The sequence below is a fragment of the Chitinimonas arctica genome (assembly GCF_007431345.1).
In the GTDB taxonomy this organism is placed as follows: Bacteria; Pseudomonadota; Gammaproteobacteria; order Burkholderiales; family Chitinimonadaceae; genus Chitinimonas; species Chitinimonas arctica.
On the sequence record NZ_CP041730.1, the window covers coordinates 1,584,050 to 1,605,659 of the forward strand.

Here is a 21,610-nt window from a genome sequence, read left to right on the forward strand (position 1 = left end):
CCCCGCCTCGGCTTGAACTATAGTGGAGCTCCACCTGGTTCAACTGAGGCGTCATGGTGACCCTGGGACTTCGCGGTAAATCCTTGCTGGCCTTGCTGTTGGCATGCGTGCTGGCCTTGCTGCCTGCCGCCGTCATCGGCTGGCAGGTGCTGGACAGTTTCCGCAACCATTTCGGCCAAGCCTACGCCCGCAACACCACCCTGCTGAACCGCGAAAAGGTCTTCGCGCCGGTATCGCGCGAGCTGGCGCTATCGCTCCGGCTGGCGGATTCGCAGGTCACCCGCCAATGGCTGGAGGACGAGGACAACGCGGACAAGCGCAAGTTGTTCTTCCGCGAGGCGGAAGGCTATCGGCGCGACTTCCGCGACCATTCCTACTTCGTCGTCAACGGCAACAGCCGCCAGTATTACTTCAACGACGGCAAAGGCCCCATCACCAGCACCGCGCGCTACCGGCTCGATCCCAAGGTCGAACATGACAACTGGTATTTCGGCACCATGCGCGATACCAGCCATTTCAATATCAATGTCGATCGCGACGTACAGCTGAATGTCACCAAGGTCTGGTTCAATGTGGTGGTACACGATGGCGACCGCAAGATCGGCCTGGCGGGAAGCGGGCTGGACCTATCCACCTTCCTGAACGACTTTATCGCCAACTACGAGGCGGGGATCACCCCCATGATCCTCGATGGCAAGGGTGCGATCCAGGCCCACCCCGACAAGCGCCTGATCGCTTACAACTCGGCCACCCGAAATGCGCCCCGCCAGGACAGCAGCCTGTTCCGCCTGCTGGACGATAGCGGCGACACCGAAAGCCTGCGTACCGCCATGGCCGCCGCCGTCGACAAACCTGGCAGCGTCACGGTCTGCTCGGTCGGCCTGAACGGCAAGCCGCAGCTGCTGGCGCTGAGCTATATCCCCGAATTGAAATGGCATGTGGTGACCGCGCTCGATCTGCGCGCGGCCGAGCTGATCGATCGGCAATGGCTCACGCCGGTACTGCTGACGCTGGCCGCCTTGCTGGTCGCCTTGCTGGCCGGTTTCGCCTATGCGGTGGACAAACTGGTATTGCGCCCTCTACGCCAGCTGCAACATACCGCCCAAGCCATGGCGGCCGGCCATTACGAAGTTGCCCTGCCGCAAGGGCGCCATGACGAGATCGGCCAGCTCAGCGCCGCCTTCGGCGTGATGGCCCGGAAGGTCCGCAGCCACACCGAGGAGCTGGAAAACCGGGTCAGCGAACGCACCAGGGAGCTGGAACAAGCCAATCTCGAGATGGTTTCGGCGCACAAGAAGATCGACGACTCCATCGATTACGCCAGCCTGATACAGCGCGCCATCCTCCCCAATCACCAGCTCGGCAATGCCCTGGGCGAACAGCACGCTGTGCTGTGGCGGCCGCGCGACGTGGTGGGCGGCGATTTCTATGTCTACCGAGCCGACGAGCGCGGTTGCCTGCTGGGAGTGGTGGACTGCGCCGGCCATGGGGTGCCTGGCGCGCTGATGACCATGTTGGCGCATGCTGCCCTCGACCAGGCCATCGCCGACACAGGTACCGCCGACCCCGCCGCCATCCTGGCCAGGACCGACCAGATCGTCCGGCTGATGCTGCGCCATGAGCCGGACCAGCGAGCCTTGGCGACCAATATGGATGTCGGCCTGGCCTATGCTGATCTCAAGGCGCGCGAGTTGACCTTCGCCGGCGCCAAGATCTCGCTCTTCCATAGCGACGGCGAAACCGTGGGCGAGGTGCCCGGCGGGCGCCGCGCGATCGGCGACAAACGGACCGGCGACTATGTGAACACCCGCATCGGCTTGCTGGCCGGCCATACCTTCTATCTGACCACGGACGGTTTCCTCGACCAGGCCGGTGGTGAACTGGGTTACGGCTTCGGCAGCAGGCGTTTCACCAGGATGCTGCGCAAGTACGCCCGCCTGCCCCTGGCCGAACAAGCGGCGGCCTTCGACGCCACGCTGGCCAGCTACCAAGGCGCGCAATCCCAGCGCGACGATATTACGATGCTATGTTTCCGCTTTGGTTGACGCTGGATTTCACCGATCCGTGCAGGGAGCCGTAATGGAACCACTCGATCTCTTCGACATGCGCGAGCGCTACAATCGTCAGCAGATCATGCTGTGCTTCAATGGCCCGATATCACGCAGCCTGATAGAAGAAATAGGTAATGCCCTGCGCAATTACCTGGAGGCGGATCACGCCCATCCCTCCGCCGCCATGGATGTCTTCGGGGTCTATATCGAAATGACCCAGAATATCCGCCATTACGCTCGGCTCAAGGGCTGGCCGGAGCAGGAAGCCGCCGCCACGGTGGTCATCGCGCGCGACCCGCAGGGCCGCTACGTGGTATCGGCCGGCAACTTGGTCGAACAAGCCGATGGCGAAGTCCTGCTTGCCAAGATCGACGAATTGGCGCCGCTGGACAAAAGCCAGCTCAAAGCCATGTACAAAGAACAACTGCGCAAGCCGCGCACCGACGATGCCGCCAGCGGGGCCGGCCTGGGCCTGATCGATATTGCCCGCAAGGCCAGCGAGCCCCTGGTCGGTACCTTGCGCCAGCTGCCCGATGAGCGCGGCTTTATCAGCCTGCGGGCGGTCATCTAATCCTCTAGCAATGGGTGTGCGCATATGAACGACTTTTCCATTACGGGCAGCCAGTCCAGCCCCGCCATCCAAGGCAACTGGGAGGACGGGATACTGGCCATGCAAGGCGACTCCTACCCGGAGAATTCCTACGAACTCTTCCAGCAGGTGTTCCACTGGCTCGAATCCTTTCTGAAGGATGCCAGCCGGCCGCTGACGCTGGAACTGAAATTGCTCTATCTCAATACCAGCAGCATCAAGGCCATGATGGATATCTTCGATCTGTTGGAAGAAGCCCATCACGCCGGCCAGACGGTGGCGGTCAACTGGCACTACGACCAACGTAACGAGCGGGTGGCCGAGCTGGCGGCGGAGTTCAAGGAAGACTGCAACTTCCCCTTCGCCATCATCGGCCATGCCACCTCATCGGGGGAGCCCGATGAAACATGACAGCGGCGAACTTGAGGCGCTGATCAAGCGTTTGCTGGCCGACCCGGCAATGCGCGACGACCCGCTGTATTTCGCGCTTAGCCAGTTGTGGCAGCAGTATCGGGACTTGCTCAATCGGGTTGAACGCATCACCCATGTGTCGGACGCCTATCAGCATATCGCCCGGCAGCGCGAGCAGAGCCTCAGCATGCGATTCGACAAGCATTTGCGCCAATTGGAAAAGGTCGCGCGCATTTCCGACCGCTACCAGCAGATGTTGCGCGATCTGAATACCACCTTGCAGGAAGCCTCCACCCACGACGCGTTGACCGGCCTGGCCAACCGCCGGCTATTGCTGGAACGGCTGAAGAGCGAAGCCGAACGGAGCGAGCGGAATCAACGGCCATTCTGCGTGGCAATGGTCGATATCGATCATTTCAAGCGGGTCAATGACCAATACGGCCATGACGCCGGCGACGCCGTCCTGATCGATGTCGCCCAGGTGCTGGAAAGCGAAGTCCGCGAATACGATTTGTGCGGCCGCTGGGGTGGCGAGGAATTCCTGATCCTGCTGCCGGAAACCGAGCTGGCTACCGCGCTGGCCGTGCTGGAACGGGTCCGCGACTGCGTGCGGCAACGTCCTATCCAGGTGGAAAAACAGAGCCTGACCCTCACCGTCAGTGCCGGCTTGGCCGAGCATCGCCTCGACCAAGGCTACGCCGACACGGTCAACCAGGCAGATGCCGCCATGCTGGTTGCCAAACGCAGCGGGCGGGACCGTTGTTGGGCGGGAGAGGCGCCGCCGACGGGGGCGGTCTAGACACTAGCTTCAGCACGGGCTTTGTAGAGATTGTCCAGACTCCTCTCGCTACTTCATTCGTGAGTGGAGGATTGCATGCTGAATACCCGGACTACACCCAGCCTGCATCACATTCGGCAATACCCGCCTCCATATGCATACAAGTCTACCTTTACCCTACTTAAATATAGGGTTACAGGGTACTTGCCATTGAATTCTGGCTAGATCAATGGATTGCGCCTCCCGGAACGGTTTCGGGCTATGCTCGCTGCGCTCAAGGCCATCCCAGCCGGTATATGCAGCTTCTTACAGCTACGCGGTGAAACGCAATGACAAACGCCCGCGATGCGGCTCGCGGGCGTTCATGTGCCGGCCACCTGGACCAGCCAGCGTTTATTTGATCAGGCGCAGATTGAAAGGCAGTTTGTAGTCAATGCCCTTGCTGGCATTGACGGCTCCGAGGATGCAGAACACCAGGTGTATCACCATGACAACCGGGATCAGGAATGCGCCGATCACCACCAAGGTCAGCACCATGCAGGCGATATAGCCCAGCGTCGCGGTAATGGACCAGTTCAGCGCTTCCTTGGCGTGGCTTAGCACATAGGCGTCGTCTTTCTTGACCAGGAACACGATAAGCGGCGGGATAAAGCCGAAGATCAAGGTGCCCACCCACGTCAGCACGGCAAAGGTATTGGAATCGGTGGTGCCGGCCGGCGCCGGATTGGGGTTCATGTCGCTCACTGCTTTTGCTCCCTGAGGTTATGAGGTGAAGGCATGTCCTCGTCATCATAAGCCAGCCTGGAGAAAAGGCCAGCAAGCAGGGCCAGATTGGTCGATACCTTGTAGCCTTTGCCGCAGCGAAAAATCATCCCCGGAAAACAGAAAAGGTGCCGTGAGGCACCTTTTTGTTCCAATACAACGCGCCAGCGAAGCTTAGAAGCGGTAGTCGCCACCCACGGTGAAGGTAGACAGCTTGGCCTTGTCCATCTTGGCGACCTGGCGGTATTCGGCGGTCAGGCCAACTTCCTTGCTGACGGCGTAGCGGGCGCCGATACCGAACATGCCCTTGGTCTTCTTCTCGCTGGCATTTTCGTAGCCACCGGGCGTGCGCAACTCATAGGTCGCCTTGACGTTGGTCACGCCGACACGGCCGAACACGCTCAGTTCATTGGTCACCGGCAGCGAACCGACCAGCGAAGCTTCCAGGCCACGGGCCTTCACGCTGGCGCGGGAAGCGCCTTCGGTCGCATCGATTTTACCGAAACTACGGTAGCCGACTTCGGCGGCGAAATTCGGGTGGAACTGGTAACCACCGTAGGCCGACCAGGTGTTGTCGTTCTTGTGGGCGGAGATACCGTCGCCCTTGACTTCCACCTTGCTGCGACCGATATCGCCACCGGCGTAGAAACCTTCAGCGAAGGCGGGAGCGGCCAGGGCAGCGGCGATAGCGAATACGGCGAATTGCTTTTGCATGAGTTAATCCTCAAATCAGTTTAGTAATGAAAACGCAAATCCAGGGCGGCGAATCCTGCGACAAGAGCGTGGCAGCGTGTGTCTGCCGGGATCGCCTCGAACGCATCAAACGGGAAACTACCGCCAGGGCAAGGCATATGCCTGCAACATGGAGCCCGACGTCTTTGTGGGATTAGGCCGATGGAAGTTCCGCAGGCATCCGAAAATTTTCAAGAAATCTCCGAGAACCCACCGTGGACCTTCCGCTCAACCCGCTGATCGCGCGATTGAACCGAATTTTTGCCACGCCACCCTGTGGCAGCCGTTTACCGAAATAGTTTCATTTGACGCACATTACCGGCGCACCAAAAAAAATGGCCGGCATCCTGTGCCGACCATTTTTTTCGGGGCGAACCGCGCCTCAATTCGAGAAGAAGTCCTTCACCTTGTCCATCCACGAGCTCGCGCGCGGGTTGTGCTTGGCGTCGTCCTGCATATTGATATGCTCGAACTCGCGCAGCAGTTCCTTCTGCCGCTCGGTCAGTTTGACCGGCGTTTCCACCACGACATGGCACATCAGATCGCCGGTGATGGCGCTACGCACGCCCTTGATGCCCTTGCCGCGCAAGCGGAATACCGCACCGGTCTGGGTCTCGGCCGGGATCTTGAGCTTGACCGCGCCATTGAGCGTGGGGATCTCGATTTCGCCGCCCAGCGCCGCGATGGCGAAGCCGATGGGCATCTCGCAATGCAGGTCGTTGCCCTCGCGCTCGAACACGCCATGCGCCTTGAGGTGGATCACCACGTAGAGGTCGCCCGGCGGCCCGCCATTCACGCCCGGCTCGCCTTCGCCGCTGAGGCGGATGCGATCGCCTTCGTCGACGCCGGCGGGAATCTTCACATTCAGCGTCTTCTGCGTCTTGACCCGGCCCTGCCCGCTACAGGAACGGCACGGCTCGGGGATGACCTTGCCGGAGCCATGGCAGGTCGGACAGGTCTGTTGCAGCGAGAAGAAGCCCTGCTGCACACGCACCTGGCCATGGCCGCCGCACGTCCCGCAAGTCTTGGCCTGGGTACCGGGCTTGGCGCCGGAACCATGGCAGATTTCGCACTCTTCGTGGGTCGGGATCTTGATCTTGGTTTCGGTGCCGCGCGCCGCTTCTTCCAGCGTGATCTCAAGGTTGTAACGCAGGTCCGAGCCGCGGTAGACGTTGGAACGCCCGCCTCGGCCACCGCCGCCGCCACCGCCGAAGATGTCGCCGAAGATATCGCCGAAGGCATCGGCAAAGCCGCCGCCATGACCACCGCCCATACCCGCCTGCGGGTCTACCCCGGCATGGCCGTACTGATCGTAGGCGGCGCGCTTTTGCTCATCGGACAAGATCTCGTAGGCTTCCTTCGCCTCCTTGAACTTGTCTTCTGCATCCTTTGCGTCGGGATTGCGGTCCGGGTGGTATTTCATCGCCAGCTTGCGGTAGGACTTCTTGATGTCCTCGTCGCTCGCATCGCGGTTGATACCTAGAATCTCGTAGAAATCTCTTTTCGCCATGCTGTTTCCTTACGGCAAAAGCGCAGTGCGCGCTGAAACCACCAGCCCGCACTGCGCTTTTCCCATCAAGCAGAATTATTTCTCGTCTTTGACTTCGGTGAATTCGGCATCCATCACATTGCCGTCATCCTGCTTGGCTTCACCGGCGGCCGGCTGCTCGCCCTCGGCACCTTGCTGGGCCGCGTACATCTTCTCGGCCAGCTTGTGCGATGCGCTCATCAGGGCTTCCGACTTGGCTTCGATTTCGGCCTTGTCGTCACCCTTCACCACGCCTTCGGCGGCGGTCAGCGCGGTTTCGATCGCGGCCTTTTCGTCGGCGGCGATCTTGTCGCCGAATTCGGCCAGCGACTTCTTCACCGAGTGGATCAAACCTTCCAGCTGGTTGCGCGCGCCCACCAGTTCGGTCAGCTTCTTGTCTTCCTCGGCATTGGCTTCGGCATCCTTCACCATGCGCAGGATTTCTTCCTCGGACAGGCCCGAGTTGGCCTTGATGGTGATGTTATTGGCCTTGCCGGTCGCCTTGTCCTTGGCGGAAACATGCAGGATGCCGTTGGCGTCGATATTGAATTCGACTTCGATCTGCGGAATACCGCGCGCGGCAGCCGGAATGCCTTCCAGGTTGAACTGACCCAGCGACTTGTTGGCGGCGGCCTTCTCGCGTTCGCCCTGCAGCACATGGATGGTCACGGCGCTCTGGTTGTCGTCGGCCGTCGAGAATACTTGCGAGGCCTTGGTCGGGATGGTGGTGTTCTTGGTGATCAGCTTGGTCATGATGCCGCCCATGGTCTCGATACCGAGGCTCAGCGGGCTCACGTCCAGCAGCAGCACGTCCTTGCGGTCGCCCGACAGCACCGAACCCTGGATGGCAGCGCCGACGGCGACCGCTTCGTCCGGATTCACGTCGCGGCGCGGCTCCTTGCCGAACACTTCCTTGACCTTGTCCATCACCTTCGGCATGCGGGTTTGGCCGCCGACCAGGATCACGTCATCGATATCGGAAATCTTCAGGCCGGCGTCCTTCAAGGCCAATTGGCAAGGCGCAACGGTACGCTCGACCAGGTCTTCCACCAGCGACTCGAACTTGGCGCGGGTGATCTTCATGGCCAAGTGCTTGGGGCCGGTGGCGTCCATGGTCACGTAAGGCAGGTTGATTTCGGACTGCGTCGTGGACGACAGCTCGATCTTCGCCTTTTCCGCGGCTTCCTTCAGGCGTTGCAGGGCCATCACGTCGTTCTTCAGATCGATGCCTTGATCCTTCTTGAACTCGGTGACGATGTAATCGATCAGGCGCTGGTCGAAGTCTTCGCCGCCGAGGAAGGTATCGCCATTGGTGGCCAGCACTTCGAACTGCATATCGCCGTCGACGTCGGCGATCTCGATGATGGAAACGTCGAAGGTACCGCCGCCCAGGTCATAGACGGCAATCTTGGCGTCGCCCTTTTCCTTCTTGTCCAGGCCGAACGCCAGTGCCGCGGCGGTCGGCTCATTGATGATGCGCTTTACATCCAGGCCGGCGATGCGGCCGGCATCCTTGGTGGCTTGGCGCTGGCTGTCGTTGAAGTAGGCCGGCACGGTGATGACGGCTTCGGTCACTTCCTCGCCCAGGTAGTCCTCGGCGGTCTTCTTCATCTTGCGCAGCACTTCGGCGCTGATCTGCGGCGGGGCCATCTTCTTGCCGCGCACTTCCACCCAGGCGTCGCCGTTGTCGGCCTTGGCAATGGCGTAAGGCATCAGGTCGATGTCCTTCTGCACTTCCTTCTCGTCGAACTTGCGGCCGATCAAACGCTTGACGGCGTACAGCGTGTTCTTCGGATTGGTGACGGCCTGGCGCTTGGCCGGCGCGCCGACCAGGATCTCGTCGTCATTGGTATAGGCGATGATGGAAGGCGTGGTGCGTGCACCTTCCGCGTTTTCGATCACCTTGACGTTGCCGCCTTCGAGCACGGCGACACAGCTATTGGTAGTACCCAGGTCAATGCCAATGATCTTGCCCATGATGTCTTCCTTCGTATCCAGTAGAGCCGGCAAAGCCGGCGCGATAAATTAGTTTGCCGGTAGTACGGAGAGCACTCCGTGCCGCGGCGTCGATTCGTTCGGGAACTTTTCCGAAGCGGAAGCGTCGCCGCCCTACCCTTACCAGCTAAGTGGGGTTACGCGTGCAGGCTTTCAAGGCCCTTCGCAGTCAACCCTCGCTCTTCGCCTTGGCCACCACCACCATGGCGGGACGCAATACCCGCTCGGCCAGCAGATAGCCCTTCTGCATCACGCTGACCACCGAATTGGGTTCGGCCTCGGCTTCCACCGCGCTCATGGCCTGGTGCTTGTGCGGGTCCAGTTTTTCACCGGGCGCGGGATCAATTTCCTTGATCTGGAACTTGTCGAAGGCGCCGGTGAGATTGCGCAGGGTCATATCCACGCCCATCTTGATATTCTCGACGGACGAGTTGTCCTTCAGGGCCATCTCCAGGCAGTCCTTGACCACCAGCAGTTCGCCGGCGAACTTGGCCACCGCGTATTTGTGCGCTGCGGCAACATCGTCCTGGGCACGGCGGCGGATATTTTCCCCCTCGGCCTTGGCATATAGCAGCCCGCTTTGCAGCTCGGCCAGCTTGGCTTCCAGGGCAACGACCTGGGCTTCCAGGCTTTCAGCCGCCACGGGCTGCTCCTGCTCCACCGGCGCCGCGCTTTGCTCAAGCGTTTGATCCAGTTGATTTTCCGTTTGGTTTTCGTGTTGCATGGGTCGGTCTCCTGAAGCGATAGCCCACAAGATGGAGATGGTTATTGGCATTTCAAGGGCGCGAAGACGGGCAAATGCCACGCCGGCCACCCCACCTTGCCGAACAATTGCCGCAAATCCTGTGCCCGATCCAGCTTCCCTCACCACTGCCCATCAGTGAGCATGTACCCACACCGGTAAAAATCATTTGATTTCAACAAGCTGTAGAAATTGGCGCGATTTCGTATCGGGAAATTTCATACAAATCACACGCTCGTTTGAAATATTTGCTGCGCTGCACATGAAACTCCTTATAATCGACTACACAAGTTACGGAATACCCCTACCGGCCCCCATCACGGCCGGATTCGGGTCCAGCGCCCCAAGCAATACCCAGGCGGGGCACAGGCCAGCGAACCGCCAGCCTAGCCGTGCTACTCCCTAAATTTGTAGTCCGCGCACCATGGGCAATGCCCTTGGTACGCCTTACGCCCAACGAGGTAAGAAATTATGTCGACCCGCGAACAACGTATTGCCGCCATTCAACATGACTGGGACACCAACCCGCGCTGGAAGGGTATCAAGCGCGGCTACACCGCCGCCGACGTCGAGCGCCTACGCGGCTCCGTCCAGGTGGAATACACGCTGGCCCGCCGCGGTGCCGAGAAGCTCTGGTCGCTGGTGAACAACGAGCCCTACGTCAACTGCCTGGGCGCCCTCACCGGCGGCCAAGCCATGCAACAGGTCAAGGCCGGCGTCAAAGCCATCTACCTGTCGGGCTGGCAAGTCGCTGCCGACAACAACGAATACGCCGCCATGTATCCGGACCAGTCGCTCTACCCGGTGGATTCGGTGCCCAAGGTGGTGGAACGCATCAACAATGCCTTCTCCCGTGCCGATGAGATCCAGCACTCCAAAGGCCTGGAAAGAGGTAGTAGCGGCTTCATCGACTACTTCGCGCCCATCGTGGCCGATGCCGAGGCCGGTTTCGGCGGCGTGCTGAACGCCTACGAACTGATGAAGGCCATGATCCGTGCCGGCGCCGGCGGCGTGCACTTTGAAGACCAGCTGGCTTCGGTCAAGAAGTGCGGCCATATGGGCGGCAAGGTACTGGTCCCCACCGCCGAAGCGGTACAAAAGCTGATCGCCGCGCGCATGGCCGCCGACGTCTACGGCGTCCCCACCCTGGTGATCGCCCGTACCGATGCGGAAGCCGCCGATCTGCTGACCAGCGACTACGACGAAAACGATAAGCCCTTCCTGACCGGCGAGCGCACGGCCGAAGGCTTCTACAAGACCAAGAAGGGTATGGAGCAGGCCATCAGCCGCGCCGTTGCCTACGCCGAATACGCCGACCTGGTCTGGTGTGAAACCGGTACGCCCGATCTGGAATTCGCCCGCAAGTTCGCCGAAGCGGTCCATGCCAAGCATCCGGGCAAGCTGCTGGCCTACAACTGTTCGCCTTCCTTCAACTGGAAGAAGAACCTGGACGACGCCACCATCGCCAAATTCCAGAAGGAGCTGGGCGCCATGGGCTACAAGTACCAGTTCATCACTTTGGCCGGCATCCACTCCATGTGGTACAACATGTTCGATCTGGCCCAGGACTACGTGGCCCGCGGCATGTCGGCCTATGTGGAAAAGGTGCAGGAACCGGAATTCGCCGCCCGCGAACGCGGTTACAGCTTTGTGTCGCACCAGCAGGAAGTGGGCACCGGCTACTTCGACGACGTAACCACCGTGATCCAGGGCGGCCGCTCCTCGGTGACGGCGCTGACCGGCTCGACGGAAGAAGAACAGTTCCACTGAGTTGCTTAGCAGGGGTGTAGCGGCTGTCCGCTATGCCCCCACCTACGGACGCCGCCCCAGCTCGAACGAGTTCGGGCGGCGTTTTCGCCTTGCCGGTTCGCCCATGCCCCCGCCGCGAACCCATTTGGAGACCGCACCCATGACCGAACGCATCAAGCACGGCAATCTGGCCATCCACGCCGCCTTGTTCGACCTCGTCAACCGTCACATCCTCCCCGGCGCCGGCCTGCAGGCCGACGCCTTCTGGACAGGCTTCGAGCAGCTCATCGCCGACCTCACCCCCAAGAACATCGCCCTGCTGGCCAAGCGCGACCAACTGCAAGCCCGGATCGATGCCTGGCACCGCGCCAACCGCGTGTTCGATGCCGGCGCCTATCGTGTTTTCCTGCAAGAGATCGGTTATCTGCTGCCCGAAGGGGATGATTTCAGCATCAGTACCGAAGGGGTCGATGCCGAGATCGCCAGCATGGCTGGCCCCCAATTGGTGGTGCCGGTCAAGAACGCGCGCTACGCCCTCAATGCCGCCAATGCGCGCTGGGGTTCGCTGTACGACGCGCTGTACGGCACCGACGCCATCCCCGAGCGGGACGGCGCGGAAAAGGGCCGCAGCTACAACCCGGTGCGCGGCGCCAAGGTCATCGAATTCGCCCGCGCCTTCCTGGACGAAATCTTTCCGCTGGCCAAGGGATCGCACCGCGATGCCCGCCTATACACCGTGGCCGCCGGCCAGCTGCAGGTGGGCCTGGTCGACGGCAGCCATAGCGGCCTGCGCGACGCCGCCCTGTTCGTCGGCTACACCGGCACGGTAGACGCACCCACCGGCCTGCTGCTCAAGCACAACGGCCTGCATGTCGAGATCCAGATCGACGCCGCCCATCCCATCGGCAAGAGCGACACGGCCCACGTCAAGGACCTGTGCCTGGAGGCCGCCATCACCACCATCCAGGATTGCGAGGATTCGGTCGCGGCGGTGGATGGCGAAGACAAGGTCGAGGTATACCGCAACTGGCTGGGCTTAATGCTGGGCACCCTGGAAGACACTTTCGACAAGGGCGGCCAACGCCTCACCCGCCGCATGAACCCGGATCGCGCCTTCCTCGATCCCGCCGGCCTTCCCTTCAGCCTGCCCGGCCGGTCGCTGATGCTGCTGCGCAATGTCGGCCATCTGATGACCAATCCGGCTATCCGCCATCAAGGGCTGGATATCTTCGAAGGCATCATGGATGCCGTCATCACCGCCCTGATCGCCAAGCACGACATACTCGGCCAGGGTCCGCTGCGCAATTCGCGTACCGGTTCGATGTATATCGTCAAACCGAAGATGCACGGCCCGGAAGAAGTCGCCTTCGCCGTCGAGCTGTTCAGCCGGGTGGAAACGCTGGCCGGCCTGCCGCGCAATAGCCTGAAGATCGGCATCATGGACGAAGAGCGCCGCACCACCGTCAATCTGAAGGAGTGCATACGCGCGGCCAGCGAACGCACCATCTTTATCAATACCGGCTTTATGGACCGCACCGGCGACGAGATCCATACCTCGATGGAAGCAGGTCCGGTGGTGCGCAAGGAGGCGATGAAGCAGGAAAAGTGGATCGCCGCCTATGAAAACTGGAACGTGGATATCGGCCTGGCCTGCGGCCTGAAAGGGCGCGCCCAGATCGGCAAAGGCATGTGGCCCAAGCCGGACCTGATGGCGGAAATGCTCGCCAACAAGATCGGCCACCCGATGTCCGGCGCCAACTGCGCCTGGGTTCCCTCGCCGACCGGCGCCGTGCTGCACGCCTTGCATTATCACAAGGTCGATGTGGCGGCACGCCAGGAAGCATTGCTGCAACGTCCGCGCGCCGCGCTGGCCGATATCCTGGCGATTCCCCTGGCCACCGATACGAATTGGTCGGCCGAGGAAATACGCGCGGAACTGGAGAACAACTGCCAAGGCATTCTCGGTTACGTGGTGCGCTGGGTGGACCAGGGCGTGGGCTGCTCCAAGGTACCCGATATCCACGATGTCGGACTGATGGAAGACCGCGCCACCCTGCGCATCTCCAGCCAGCATGTCGCCAATTGGCTGCGGCACGGCGTGGTGGAACGCGATCAGGTGATGGCAGTGCTGCAGCGCATGGCTGCCATTGTCGACCAGCAGAACCAAGGCGATCCGCACTATGCCGCCATGACCGGCAACTTCGACACCAGCATTGCGTTCAAGGCCGCCTGCGAGTTGGTGTTCGAAGGCGACAAGCAGCCCAACGGCTATACCGAACCGGTACTGCACCGCAGCCGGCTGGCCGTGAAGGCGGCCTACGCCGACTAGCTGGTTCTCGCATCGCCTGCCCCCGCTCTAAAAACGCGGGGGCTTTTCTTTGCCCACTTCAGTAGCGTTTTCCGCTACCTCCGCCATATATTTATACAATAGAGGCAAGTACTGCTACCATTCTCGCAGAATATAAAGCTTATCGAAGGCTACGATAAAAAGCATGTCCACCACCATCGGCGACCACCCGCCAGATCAAACCGACGCAAGGAACGCATTGATGGCGCGGCTGGCGCCGTCCGATGAAGCTCGCGCGAATACAGTCGCCAGGCTGGCCCCGCTACTGGATTGCCTGCTGGATGCGCCCTTGCATGGCGATGTCTTTCAGCGCGGGACCGAGTCGATTCTGCGCCTCGGCCGCAGGGAAATGACTGCCGCCGCCGATTTGCTGGCGGGCCGCGTCATGGCACGTAACACCCGCGGTATCGAAGCCGGCGCCGCGTTTGCTGCCATCGCCACGCTGCGTACTTATCTGGACCAGCTCGATCCCGCCCGCCAAGGCGACCTTTTCGGCCGTCGCAAACTGTTTGGCATCCTGCCCATGGGCAATCGGCTACAGGCTTATTTCCGGCGCTTCCAGGCCGAAGCCGCGCGCTTGCAGGCTGCGCTGCAAGCAATCTATAACGCGCGCGACGATATGCTGCGCGATGAACTGGAAATCGAGGGCATCCGTGCCAAGCTTTGGCAAGCCATCCTCTTGCTGGCGGACGAACTGCGGCTGATCGAGCAACTGTCCGGGCAGTTGGCGGGACGCTTGGACGAATTGGCCCACCGCGACGCACCGCGCAGCCGCGTCCTGCGCGAGGAAGTCCTCTACGGCCTTGGGCAGAATCTACAAGATATGCAAACGCAGCAGGCGATCAACCTGAATGGCTATCTGGTCATGGAGGTACTCAAACGCGGTTGCCGCGAGATGATCGCGGGCTGCGATCGGGTTGCCACTACCGGTCTGTCGGCGTTGGCGGTGGCACAAACCGTCGCCCGTGCCAGCGGCAATCAGTTGGCCGTGATGGCGCTGCTGGAAGGGGTGGACGCCGGCGTGTCCGCCTTGCGCGATGCACCAAGCGGCAAGCCCGAACTGGATATGGCCAAATTGCAGGCCATGTTCCAGCTGAGCTTCGAAGCCATGGACGCATTGGCGCATAGCCACGCCGATGCCATGTCCGTTCTCGCCGGCAACAAAGCGGCATTCACCGCGCGTATAGCGCAAGATGTCCCCCGAGCGCACCCGGTCTAAATACCATTGCTCAGGCAATGCCTGACCTTACACTATCCCTCGCCGTAACCTCCAAGGAGCACCAGCATGGCCAAGCAGTTTCTGATCCGCCGCGACACCTCGAGTTGGACCATGCAAGTCTGGCTGTCTTTCGGCCTGGCTTTGATCTCCTGCGCCATCGGCGTGTGGAATATGCCTAGCGAAAGCCTGGACCGCGCCTTCCTGGCCGTGGGCTTTTTCTTCTGCTTGTTCGCTTCCTTCACCCTGGCCAAGACCATACGCGACAATCGCGACGACAAGGTCGATACCGGTCCCTGGGTCATCATGGTCTGGGTGGGATTTTTCATCGCCATCGCCTTGACCGCGTGGGGCCTGTTCCGTATGCAGATCGGCCAATGGGAAAAAGGCTATATGGTGGTCAGCTGGCTATATCTGGTCAGCTCGGTCTTCACCGTGGCCAAGACCGTGCGCGATAAGCATGAAGCCGATCTGATCGAGTCGGGCGGCAGCATTGCGGAAAATACCGTGCCGCAACCTACGTCCCGTATTCAGGGTTAAGACAAGGCGGGTCTACTGTTTGCCGCGCAGGAAGGCCGCATGGTTGCTTAGCCTTTCCTGCTGGTCGGCCTGCAGCAAGGCCCGCACCTTTTCCAGCCGGGCGAACAGCAAGGCCAGCTGCTCGTCCAGGGAGGCGCGGGCGGCCTCGTCGGGCGCGTCGGTGGTAGGCAACAGGTCGAGATAGTGCCGGCAGGCATCCGGCAAATAGCGCGCCACCAACTGGCGAATAAAGAATCGTTCTTCCATCGGCACCGCCACCAAGCGCTGCTCGTCGCGCAATAGCGGCAGCAGCCTGGCCAGCTCCTCCTTCAGTTGCGCGATCCGCTCCAACACTTCCGGCGGCAGGCGCGCGGCGATGCTGTCGAGAAAGGCATCCAGTTCGGCGGCCTCCTCGGCGGAAACCATACCCGGCATGGCTACCGGTTTGTCGCCGCCTGCCTTGACGACCAGATAGCCCCCCGCCAGCGTCAGACAGGCGCCGATAGGCAATAGCCATAAGCCATGCGAGGCCAAACCCGCGACCAGCACGGCCAGTCCGCCGCTGACGACGGTCGCGGCCAGCACCAGCTTGCCGCCGTGCCAGCGCTTGCCACCAGCCCCTTCCAGCAAGGCCGCCCGCAAGGGCCGGCCCAATAGATTGCGCTGATTGGCACGCAACAATTTCTGCACGGCTTGAGTGGCTGCCTTGCCTGGCGGCTTGGCGTTCGGTTCGACGCGGCGACCGCGTTTGGGCAGCGAACCGCTTACCCAGGGATTTTGTCCAGCCATATGATGAAATTCGAAAGCTGCGATCATCCATTCTGTGGCCAATTTGAGCGGCCGGCAATCCACATTCGCAGCTTAAGCGCGGATATTCCCTATCGCTGCTTCCCCCAATTTTGCCGGCGCCGTGCACAGGTTAGCTTATTCCGTTCGCATAGCTGCGAATTCGCCCCGCGCGCCATTCCGGCGCGCCGTGGACGACATAAAAATCAGGAAGAGACACCATGATGTTCAGCCCATTCAGCCGCAAGCTGGTCCTTGCCGGTCTGACCGCCCTCGCGCTCGGCGCCCACGCCGCCGACAAACCGAATGTCGTCATCCTCGCCACCGGCGGCACCATCGCCGGCGCCGGAGCCGGTACCGTCAACAGCGCCAGCTACCAATCGGCCAAGGTCCCGGTCGATAAACTGATCGTGAGCGTGCCTGAGCTCGGCAATGTCGCCAGCGTGCGCGGCGAGCAGGTCTTCCAGATCGCTTCCGAAAGCTTTACCAATGCCCACCTGCTTCAACTGGGCAAGCGCATCTCCGCGCTGGCCAAGCAGAAGGATGTGGATGGCATCGTCGTGACCCACGGCACCGACACGCTGGAAGAGACGGCCTTCTTTCTCAATTTGACCGTGCATACCGACAAACCCATCGTGCTGGTCGGCTCGATGCGGCCTGGTACCGCCATGTCGGCCGACGGCAGCCTCAATCTCTACAACGCCGTGGTAGTGGCCGGCAGTGCCGACGCCCAGGGCAAAGGCGTACTGGTCGCCATGAACGACCAGATCGACGCCGGCCGCGATGTCAGCAAGTCCATCAATATCAAGACCAATGCCTTTGCCAGCCAATGGGGGCCTTTGGGGATGGTCGTGGAGGGGCGCAATTACTGGTTCCGCGCCCCGGTCAAACGCCATACCTCGAACAGCGAATTCGATATCGACAAGCTAGACCGCCTGGCCGAGGTTGAAATCGTCTACGGCTATGGCAATGTCGCCGCCGCCAATGCGCAAGTGTTGGCCGAACGGGGCGTGCAAGCCATCATCCACGCCGGCACCGGCAATGGTTCGGTAGCCGACCGGGTGGTGCCTGTACTGCAAGGCTTGCGTGCCAAGGGGGTACAAATTGTCCGGGCCGCCCATGTGCCGGCAGGGTTCGTGCTGCGCAATGCCGAACAACCCGACGACAAGTACGACTGGGTGGTAGCTCACGACCTCAATCCGCAGAAGGCTCGCATCCTTGCCGCCGTGGCGCTGAGCCAGCCCGGCGATAGCAAGAATCTGCAGCGGGTGTTCTGGGAATACTAAGAACGACGCCTAGCCGGCCAAGGCCGCCAAACCGTCAATAAAGCGCAGGACGCGCGGCGACTGCTCGTCTTCGCGCGTCGCGGCAGCCATTACCAGAAAGGCATCCTCGTCCAGCAACGGTAGATAGCGCACCCCGGCAATTCGCACGCAATCGAGCGGCGCCGGCAGGATGGCCACGCCCAGGCCGGCAGCCACCAGCCCGATCTGGGTAATCGCCTCGCCCGCCTCCTGGGCGACGCGCGGTACGAAGCCGGCGCGGGCGCATAGCAGCCGCACATTGTCCTTCAGACCGGTACCGGCGCTATCCGGATAGGCCACGAAACCCTCGTCGCGACATTGCGCCAGGGAAATCGCCGGCAATCCCGCCAAGGGGTGGCTGGCCGGCATGACCAGGAGCAAGGGATCGCGGCGCAAGGCCTGCAGTCTCAGGCCGGCAGGATGCCCGCGGCCATCGTAGCGGACAAAGCCTACATCCAGTTTGTCACGCAGCAAGCCGTCGAACTGATCGGCTGTGTACATTTCCCGAAGGTGCAGCCGAACTTTGGGAGACAGCCGCCGGTAGTCTTGTACGATGGCCGGAAGAATGGGGGTCAGGGGTAGCGTGGAGGTAAAGCCTATGCGCAGCTCGCCCTCTTCGCCCTGCGCCACCCGCCTTGCTTCCTCACCCGCCGCCACCGCCGCCGCCAGGATGGCGCGGGCCCGCGTCAGAAAAAGTGCGCCGGCATCGGTGAGCGCAATCTTGCGTTTGCCGCGACTGAACAACTGCACCCCCAATTCCGCTTCCAAGGCCTGGATCTGCTGGCTCAACGGCGGCTGCCCGATGTGCAGGCGCTCGGCGGCCCGGGTGAAATTCATCTCCTCGGCCACGGCGACGAAGTAACGCAGATGACGCAGCTCCATTGATACTTTCAAAGTATGGATCGATGCTGAAACATATATTGGACCAAGGTCAAATGCAACTCGTAGCATCTTGCCATCGTACTCACTGCGCGTAGCGCCACACGATCCCATGACCACTGCCCTCCCCTCACCGCTGACCGCCCCTCCCGCCGCCGACGCCACAAGCACCGAGCCGCTAAGGGCCGGCACCGCCGCCTATCGGTCCGCCACCCTGGCATTGTTCTTTTCCGGGCTTTCCGCCTTCGCCATGCTGTATGGCCCCCAACCGCTCATGCCGGTCTTTTCGGCGGATTTCAATCTGTCGCCGGCGGCCGCCAGCGGCGTCATCTCCGCCGCTACCGGCGCCTTGGCGCTGGGGCTGATCCCGGCCGGCATCGTGGCGCAGCGCTTCGGCCCGAAGCCGACCATGCTGTGGTCACTGGTCCTGTCGGCCTTGCTGACACTGCTGGCGGCGGTCGCACCGAACTACGGCACCGTGCTGGTATTACGGGCTTTGCTGGGGCTGGCCCTGGCCGGCCTGCCGGCGGTGGCCATGGCCTATCTCAGCCAGGAGGTCGAAGCGGGCTCGCTGGGTCGGGCCATGGGCCTCCTGATCGCGGGCAATGCGGTGGGCGGCCTGTTCGGCAGACTGGTCGCCGCCACCGTGACCGACTGGTCTTCCTGGCGCATGGCGCTGGCCGCGCTGGGCATTGTCGGCGTGCTGGCGGCCTTATGCTTTCAGCGCTGCCTGCCGCCTTCGCGGCATTTCCATCCCAGCCGTTTCGATGCCCGCACCATGCTGAGCGACCTGCAAGCGCATTGCCGCGACAAGGGCCTGCCCTGGCTTTTCCTGCTGGGCTTCTTGCTGATGGGTTGTTTCGTCAGCCTATACAACTATCTCGGCTACCGGCTCGCCGCCGCGCCGTTCCACCTCAGCCAGGGGCAGATCGGCCTGGTGTTCTCGCTCTATCTGGTCGGCATGTTCGGCTCCACCTGGGGCGGCAAACTGGCGGACCGCTTTGGCCGCCGCCACGTGCTGTGGATCCTGGTTGCGGCCATGGCTACCGGCCTGTTGCTGACGCTGGCTCCCAGCCTGCCGGTGATCATCGTGGGTATCGCCCTGTTCACCTTCGGCTTCTTCAGCGCCCACTCGGTCGCCAGCAGCTGGGTGGGCCGCCGCGCCAGCCACGCCATCACCCTGGCCTCCTCGCTCTATCTATGCGCCTACTACCTCGGTTCCAGCCTGCTCGGATCGGCATCGGGACTGATGTGGCATGTGGATGGCTGGCATGGCGTGGTCGCCCTGCTGGCGTCCATCCTGCTGATCGCCGTCGTGCTGGCGCTGAGCTTGCGCAAATTGCTGCCGCGGGTGGCGGTAGTCTAAGCGCGGCAAGGGGCTGGTGCAGGAACTACCAGCCCCTTGCTACTTGCCTAAGCCGGATTACTTACGCGCCGAAATCAGATACATCACGGTTGCACCGCCCGACCAGTAGCGGCCGGCATCGACCAAGGACCGGGTTCTTTTGTAACGCTCGGCTCGCTGTGCCGAATAGCCGGCCACGAAAGCCGCATCGGCCGCATCAAGGTACGCGGACCAGCGGCGCACGTGCTCATCCCACACGGCACAACGCGCTGCCGACATGCCGTCGAGCAGTTCGTCCAGATTGGCTGCCTGCTCCAACCCCAGGTACGGCGGCAACGATGGCGCGGCCTTGTCCGAAAGATGGCTTTGCACTGCCTCGAAGCCGGCCTGCTGGAACAGGTAAGCCAAACGATCACCCAGCGAGGAATCCCCTTCCCCGCTCAAGCGCTTGCCGATTTCGCACAGCAACCGATAACGGTAGTCGGCTACCCGCTCGGCCGAACTGGATAAGTCGTCGGGTGCTTCCGCCATGCCGGCATTGGCGAGATTGCTGGGCTCACTGCAGATCACCATGCCGCCGGGCCGGACGACTCGGTGCATTTCGCGCAATGCCGCCAAAGGGTCGGCCAGGTGGATCAGCACCGTTTGGCAGGTCACCACGTCGAAACTATCGTTCGCGAACGGCAGCTGCTGGGCATCGCCCTGCCGAAAATTTAGCGTGGCACCCTTGGCCGCGAATTCGTCGCACAACTTGACATCGCCGGCCGCCCATTTCGGATCACGGTCCAGGCCGGTAATTTCGGGGTGGCTATCGAGATGGGGGAGCAGCAGGCGGCTCCAGTGGCACTGACCGCAACCGACGTCCAGGAGGGTCCGGTATTGCTTCAACTGCCAGCGGCGTGCCATCAATTCGAGGAAATCGGCATTCCACCAGAAGTCGCGGTAGTCACCGAAGTACTCTTCGGAGTGGGCGAGCGTAGCCGGTGCGGCCGACGTAGTAGGCTGGTTCATATTCTGTCCTTGCTTGAAACGCGATAAGGCGAACCGCGGCGCAGTGGCGGCGGTTGGCTAAGAGGTACGTACGCGTCCAAGAGGAACTTACATCGGCGGGGTTCCGGGCTGGGGAATATCCGAGAATACTAGCATGGCGAACTCGCCGAACCAATCGGGCATGGGCTACCGTAGCATGCCCGCGGACAGCGCTTGACAATATCTCCGTGATATCGCTCGGGAATTCCGCCAAGAACGTTGTATAATACCGGTTGATGCGACCCGACGGTTTATGCCTTGCAGTTTCAACTCAGCTTGTCTCACGGCACATGCCGGCCCGCACATCTACCAGCTCAGTCAAGCCTTTACCCTTCGATGGCAGCGCCCAAACGCGCCGCAATCGGGGTGGGGCGGTTGTATTCGATGTCTGGACCCGAAGCGGGAGACTCCGTGCCGGGCAGTGCAGTATCAGACCCTTTAACCCAGCGTGTTGGGCCAGCCTGTCGGGGCGGAGCCAACGCCAGGAGAAATTATCCGCATGGCAAAAGAAGAACTGATTGAAATGGAAGGCAGCGTGACCGAAGTGCTGCCAGATACGCGTTTTCGCGTAAAACTGGAAAACGGCATGGAGTTGATCGCCTATGTGTCCGGCAAGATGCGTATGCACCGCATTCGTATCCTTACCGGCGACCGCGTGACCGTGGAGCTGTCGCCCTACGATCTGACCAAGGCGCGCGTGAGCTTCCGGCACAAGGACGAACGTGCCACCCCTGGCGGCGCGCCACGTCGCCCAGGACAGTACCGCCGCTAAGCGCTACTGTATGCATTCGAACGGCACCCTAGGGTGCCGTTTTGCGTTTAATGCGCGGGGCCTTGCAAAGCGCAAT

19 protein-coding genes are annotated in these 21,610 nt (G+C 61.7%); 11 read left to right on the forward strand and 8 right to left on the reverse strand.

What is annotated here, in order from left to right; genetic code table 11:
* The first annotated feature begins 53 nt into the window (after window positions 1–53).
* From siaA to siaD, 4 genes are read left to right on the forward strand one after another with little or no spacing between them, the layout of a single operon-like run.
* On the forward strand, window positions 54–2,045 hold the full coding sequence (gene siaA / locus FNU76_RS07060) for a biofilm regulation protein phosphatase SiaA (protein WP_144277532.1): 1,992 nt from the start codon (window positions 54–56) through the stop codon (window positions 2,043–2,045).
* A gap of 34 nt (window positions 2,046–2,079) precedes the next feature.
* Window positions 2,080–2,622: a biofilm regulation protein kinase SiaB gene (gene siaB, locus FNU76_RS07065; RefSeq protein ID WP_144277533.1), complete on the forward strand. Its 543-nt coding sequence runs from the start codon at window positions 2,080–2,082 to the stop codon at window positions 2,620–2,622.
* A 24-nt stretch (window positions 2,623–2,646) separates the two neighbouring features.
* Window positions 2,647–3,051 (forward strand): biofilm regulation phosphoprotein SiaC, encoded by a 405-nt coding sequence (gene siaC / locus FNU76_RS07070; protein ID WP_144277534.1) that lies wholly within the window; start codon window positions 2,647–2,649, stop codon window positions 3,049–3,051.
* A complete protein-coding gene (gene siaD, locus FNU76_RS07075; protein ID WP_144277535.1) occupies window positions 3,041–3,850 on the forward strand; it encodes a biofilm regulation diguanylate cyclase SiaD in 810 nt (269 codons plus the stop codon). Before siaC ends, siaD begins: the two co-directional genes overlap by 11 nt.
* 372 nt (window positions 3,851–4,222) lie before the next feature.
* On the opposite strand, the gene FNU76_RS07080 is transcribed toward siaD, so the two are convergent.
* The 5 genes from FNU76_RS07080 to grpE all read right to left on the reverse strand — a co-directional run bounded on the left by FNU76_RS07080 (window position 4,223) and on the right by grpE (window position 9,570).
* On the reverse strand, window positions 4,223–4,564 hold the full coding sequence (locus tag FNU76_RS07080) for a DUF4870 domain-containing protein (RefSeq protein ID WP_144277536.1): 342 nt from the start codon (window positions 4,562–4,564) through the stop codon (window positions 4,223–4,225).
* A 201-nt stretch (window positions 4,565–4,765) separates the two neighbouring features.
* Complete coding sequence (locus tag FNU76_RS07085; protein ID WP_144277537.1) at window positions 4,766–5,305, reverse strand: outer membrane beta-barrel protein; 540 nt, start codon at window positions 5,303–5,305, stop codon at window positions 4,766–4,768.
* A gap of 400 nt (window positions 5,306–5,705) precedes the next feature.
* Entirely contained in the window at window positions 5,706–6,833 is a 1,128-nt protein-coding gene (gene dnaJ, locus FNU76_RS07090; protein WP_144277538.1) for a molecular chaperone DnaJ, read from the reverse strand.
* A gap of 75 nt (window positions 6,834–6,908) precedes the next feature.
* Window positions 6,909–8,828, reverse strand: a complete 1,920-nt coding sequence (dnaK, locus tag FNU76_RS07095; RefSeq protein WP_144277539.1) for a molecular chaperone DnaK — start codon at window positions 8,826–8,828, stop codon at window positions 6,909–6,911.
* 187 nt (window positions 8,829–9,015) lie between these two features.
* Window positions 9,016–9,570: a nucleotide exchange factor GrpE gene (gene grpE, locus FNU76_RS07100; protein ID WP_144277540.1), complete on the reverse strand. Its 555-nt coding sequence runs from the start codon at window positions 9,568–9,570 to the stop codon at window positions 9,016–9,018.
* A 489-nt stretch (window positions 9,571–10,059) separates the two neighbouring features.
* On the opposite strand from grpE, the gene aceA reads away from it, so the two are divergent.
* From aceA to FNU76_RS07120, 4 genes are all read left to right on the forward strand, one after another.
* Entirely contained in the window at window positions 10,060–11,358 is a 1,299-nt protein-coding gene (gene aceA, locus FNU76_RS07105; RefSeq protein WP_144277541.1) for an isocitrate lyase, read from the forward strand.
* Window positions 11,359–11,497: 139 nt separating this feature from the next.
* Window positions 11,498–13,666 carry a malate synthase G gene (locus tag FNU76_RS07110; RefSeq protein ID WP_144277542.1) on the forward strand — a complete coding sequence of 723 codons (2,169 nt, stop codon included), beginning with the start codon at window positions 11,498–11,500 and terminating at the stop codon, window positions 13,664–13,666.
* 163 nt (window positions 13,667–13,829) lie between these two features.
* The gene (locus tag FNU76_RS07115; protein WP_144277543.1) at window positions 13,830–14,903 is read left to right on the forward strand and encodes a toxic anion resistance protein; all 1,074 of its coding nucleotides are present in this window, start codon (window positions 13,830–13,832) and stop codon (window positions 14,901–14,903) included.
* A 66-nt stretch (window positions 14,904–14,969) separates the two neighbouring features.
* A complete protein-coding gene (locus FNU76_RS07120) occupies window positions 14,970–15,440 on the forward strand; it encodes a YiaA/YiaB family inner membrane protein (RefSeq protein WP_144277544.1) in 471 nt (156 codons plus the stop codon).
* Window positions 15,441–15,452: 12 nt separating this feature from the next.
* Here FNU76_RS07120 and FNU76_RS07125 read toward each other — a convergent pair whose 3' ends face one another.
* A complete protein-coding gene (locus FNU76_RS07125) occupies window positions 15,453–16,208 on the reverse strand; it encodes a hypothetical protein (RefSeq protein ID WP_144277545.1) in 756 nt (251 codons plus the stop codon).
* A gap of 218 nt (window positions 16,209–16,426) precedes the next feature.
* Here FNU76_RS07125 and FNU76_RS07130 point away from each other — a divergent pair, with 218 nt between their 5' ends.
* Window positions 16,427–17,491 carry a type II asparaginase gene (locus FNU76_RS07130; protein WP_308418620.1) on the forward strand — a complete coding sequence of 355 codons (1,065 nt, stop codon included), beginning with the start codon at window positions 16,427–16,429 and terminating at the stop codon, window positions 17,489–17,491.
* A 9-nt stretch (window positions 17,492–17,500) separates the two neighbouring features.
* Here the strand turns inward: FNU76_RS07130 and FNU76_RS07135 are convergent, their stop codons facing one another.
* Entirely contained in the window at window positions 17,501–18,391 is an 891-nt protein-coding gene (locus FNU76_RS07135; RefSeq protein WP_144277546.1) for a LysR family transcriptional regulator, read from the reverse strand.
* Between the two features lie 109 nt (window positions 18,392–18,500).
* Between FNU76_RS07135 and FNU76_RS07140 the strand changes: the two genes are divergently transcribed.
* Window positions 18,501–19,754, forward strand: coding sequence for an MFS transporter (locus tag FNU76_RS07140; protein WP_144277547.1), 1,254 nt, complete (start codon window positions 18,501–18,503; stop codon window positions 19,752–19,754).
* A 57-nt stretch (window positions 19,755–19,811) separates the two neighbouring features.
* On the opposite strand, the gene FNU76_RS07145 is transcribed toward FNU76_RS07140, so the two are convergent.
* Window positions 19,812–20,744, reverse strand: coding sequence for a class I SAM-dependent methyltransferase (locus FNU76_RS07145; protein ID WP_144277548.1), 933 nt, complete (start codon window positions 20,742–20,744; stop codon window positions 19,812–19,814).
* A gap of 517 nt (window positions 20,745–21,261) precedes the next feature.
* Between FNU76_RS07145 and infA the strand changes: the two genes are divergently transcribed.
* Window positions 21,262–21,534 carry a translation initiation factor IF-1 gene (gene infA, locus FNU76_RS07150; RefSeq protein WP_144277549.1) on the forward strand — a complete coding sequence of 91 codons (273 nt, stop codon included), beginning with the start codon at window positions 21,262–21,264 and terminating at the stop codon, window positions 21,532–21,534.
* The last annotated feature ends 76 nt before the right edge of the window (window positions 21,535–21,610 follow it).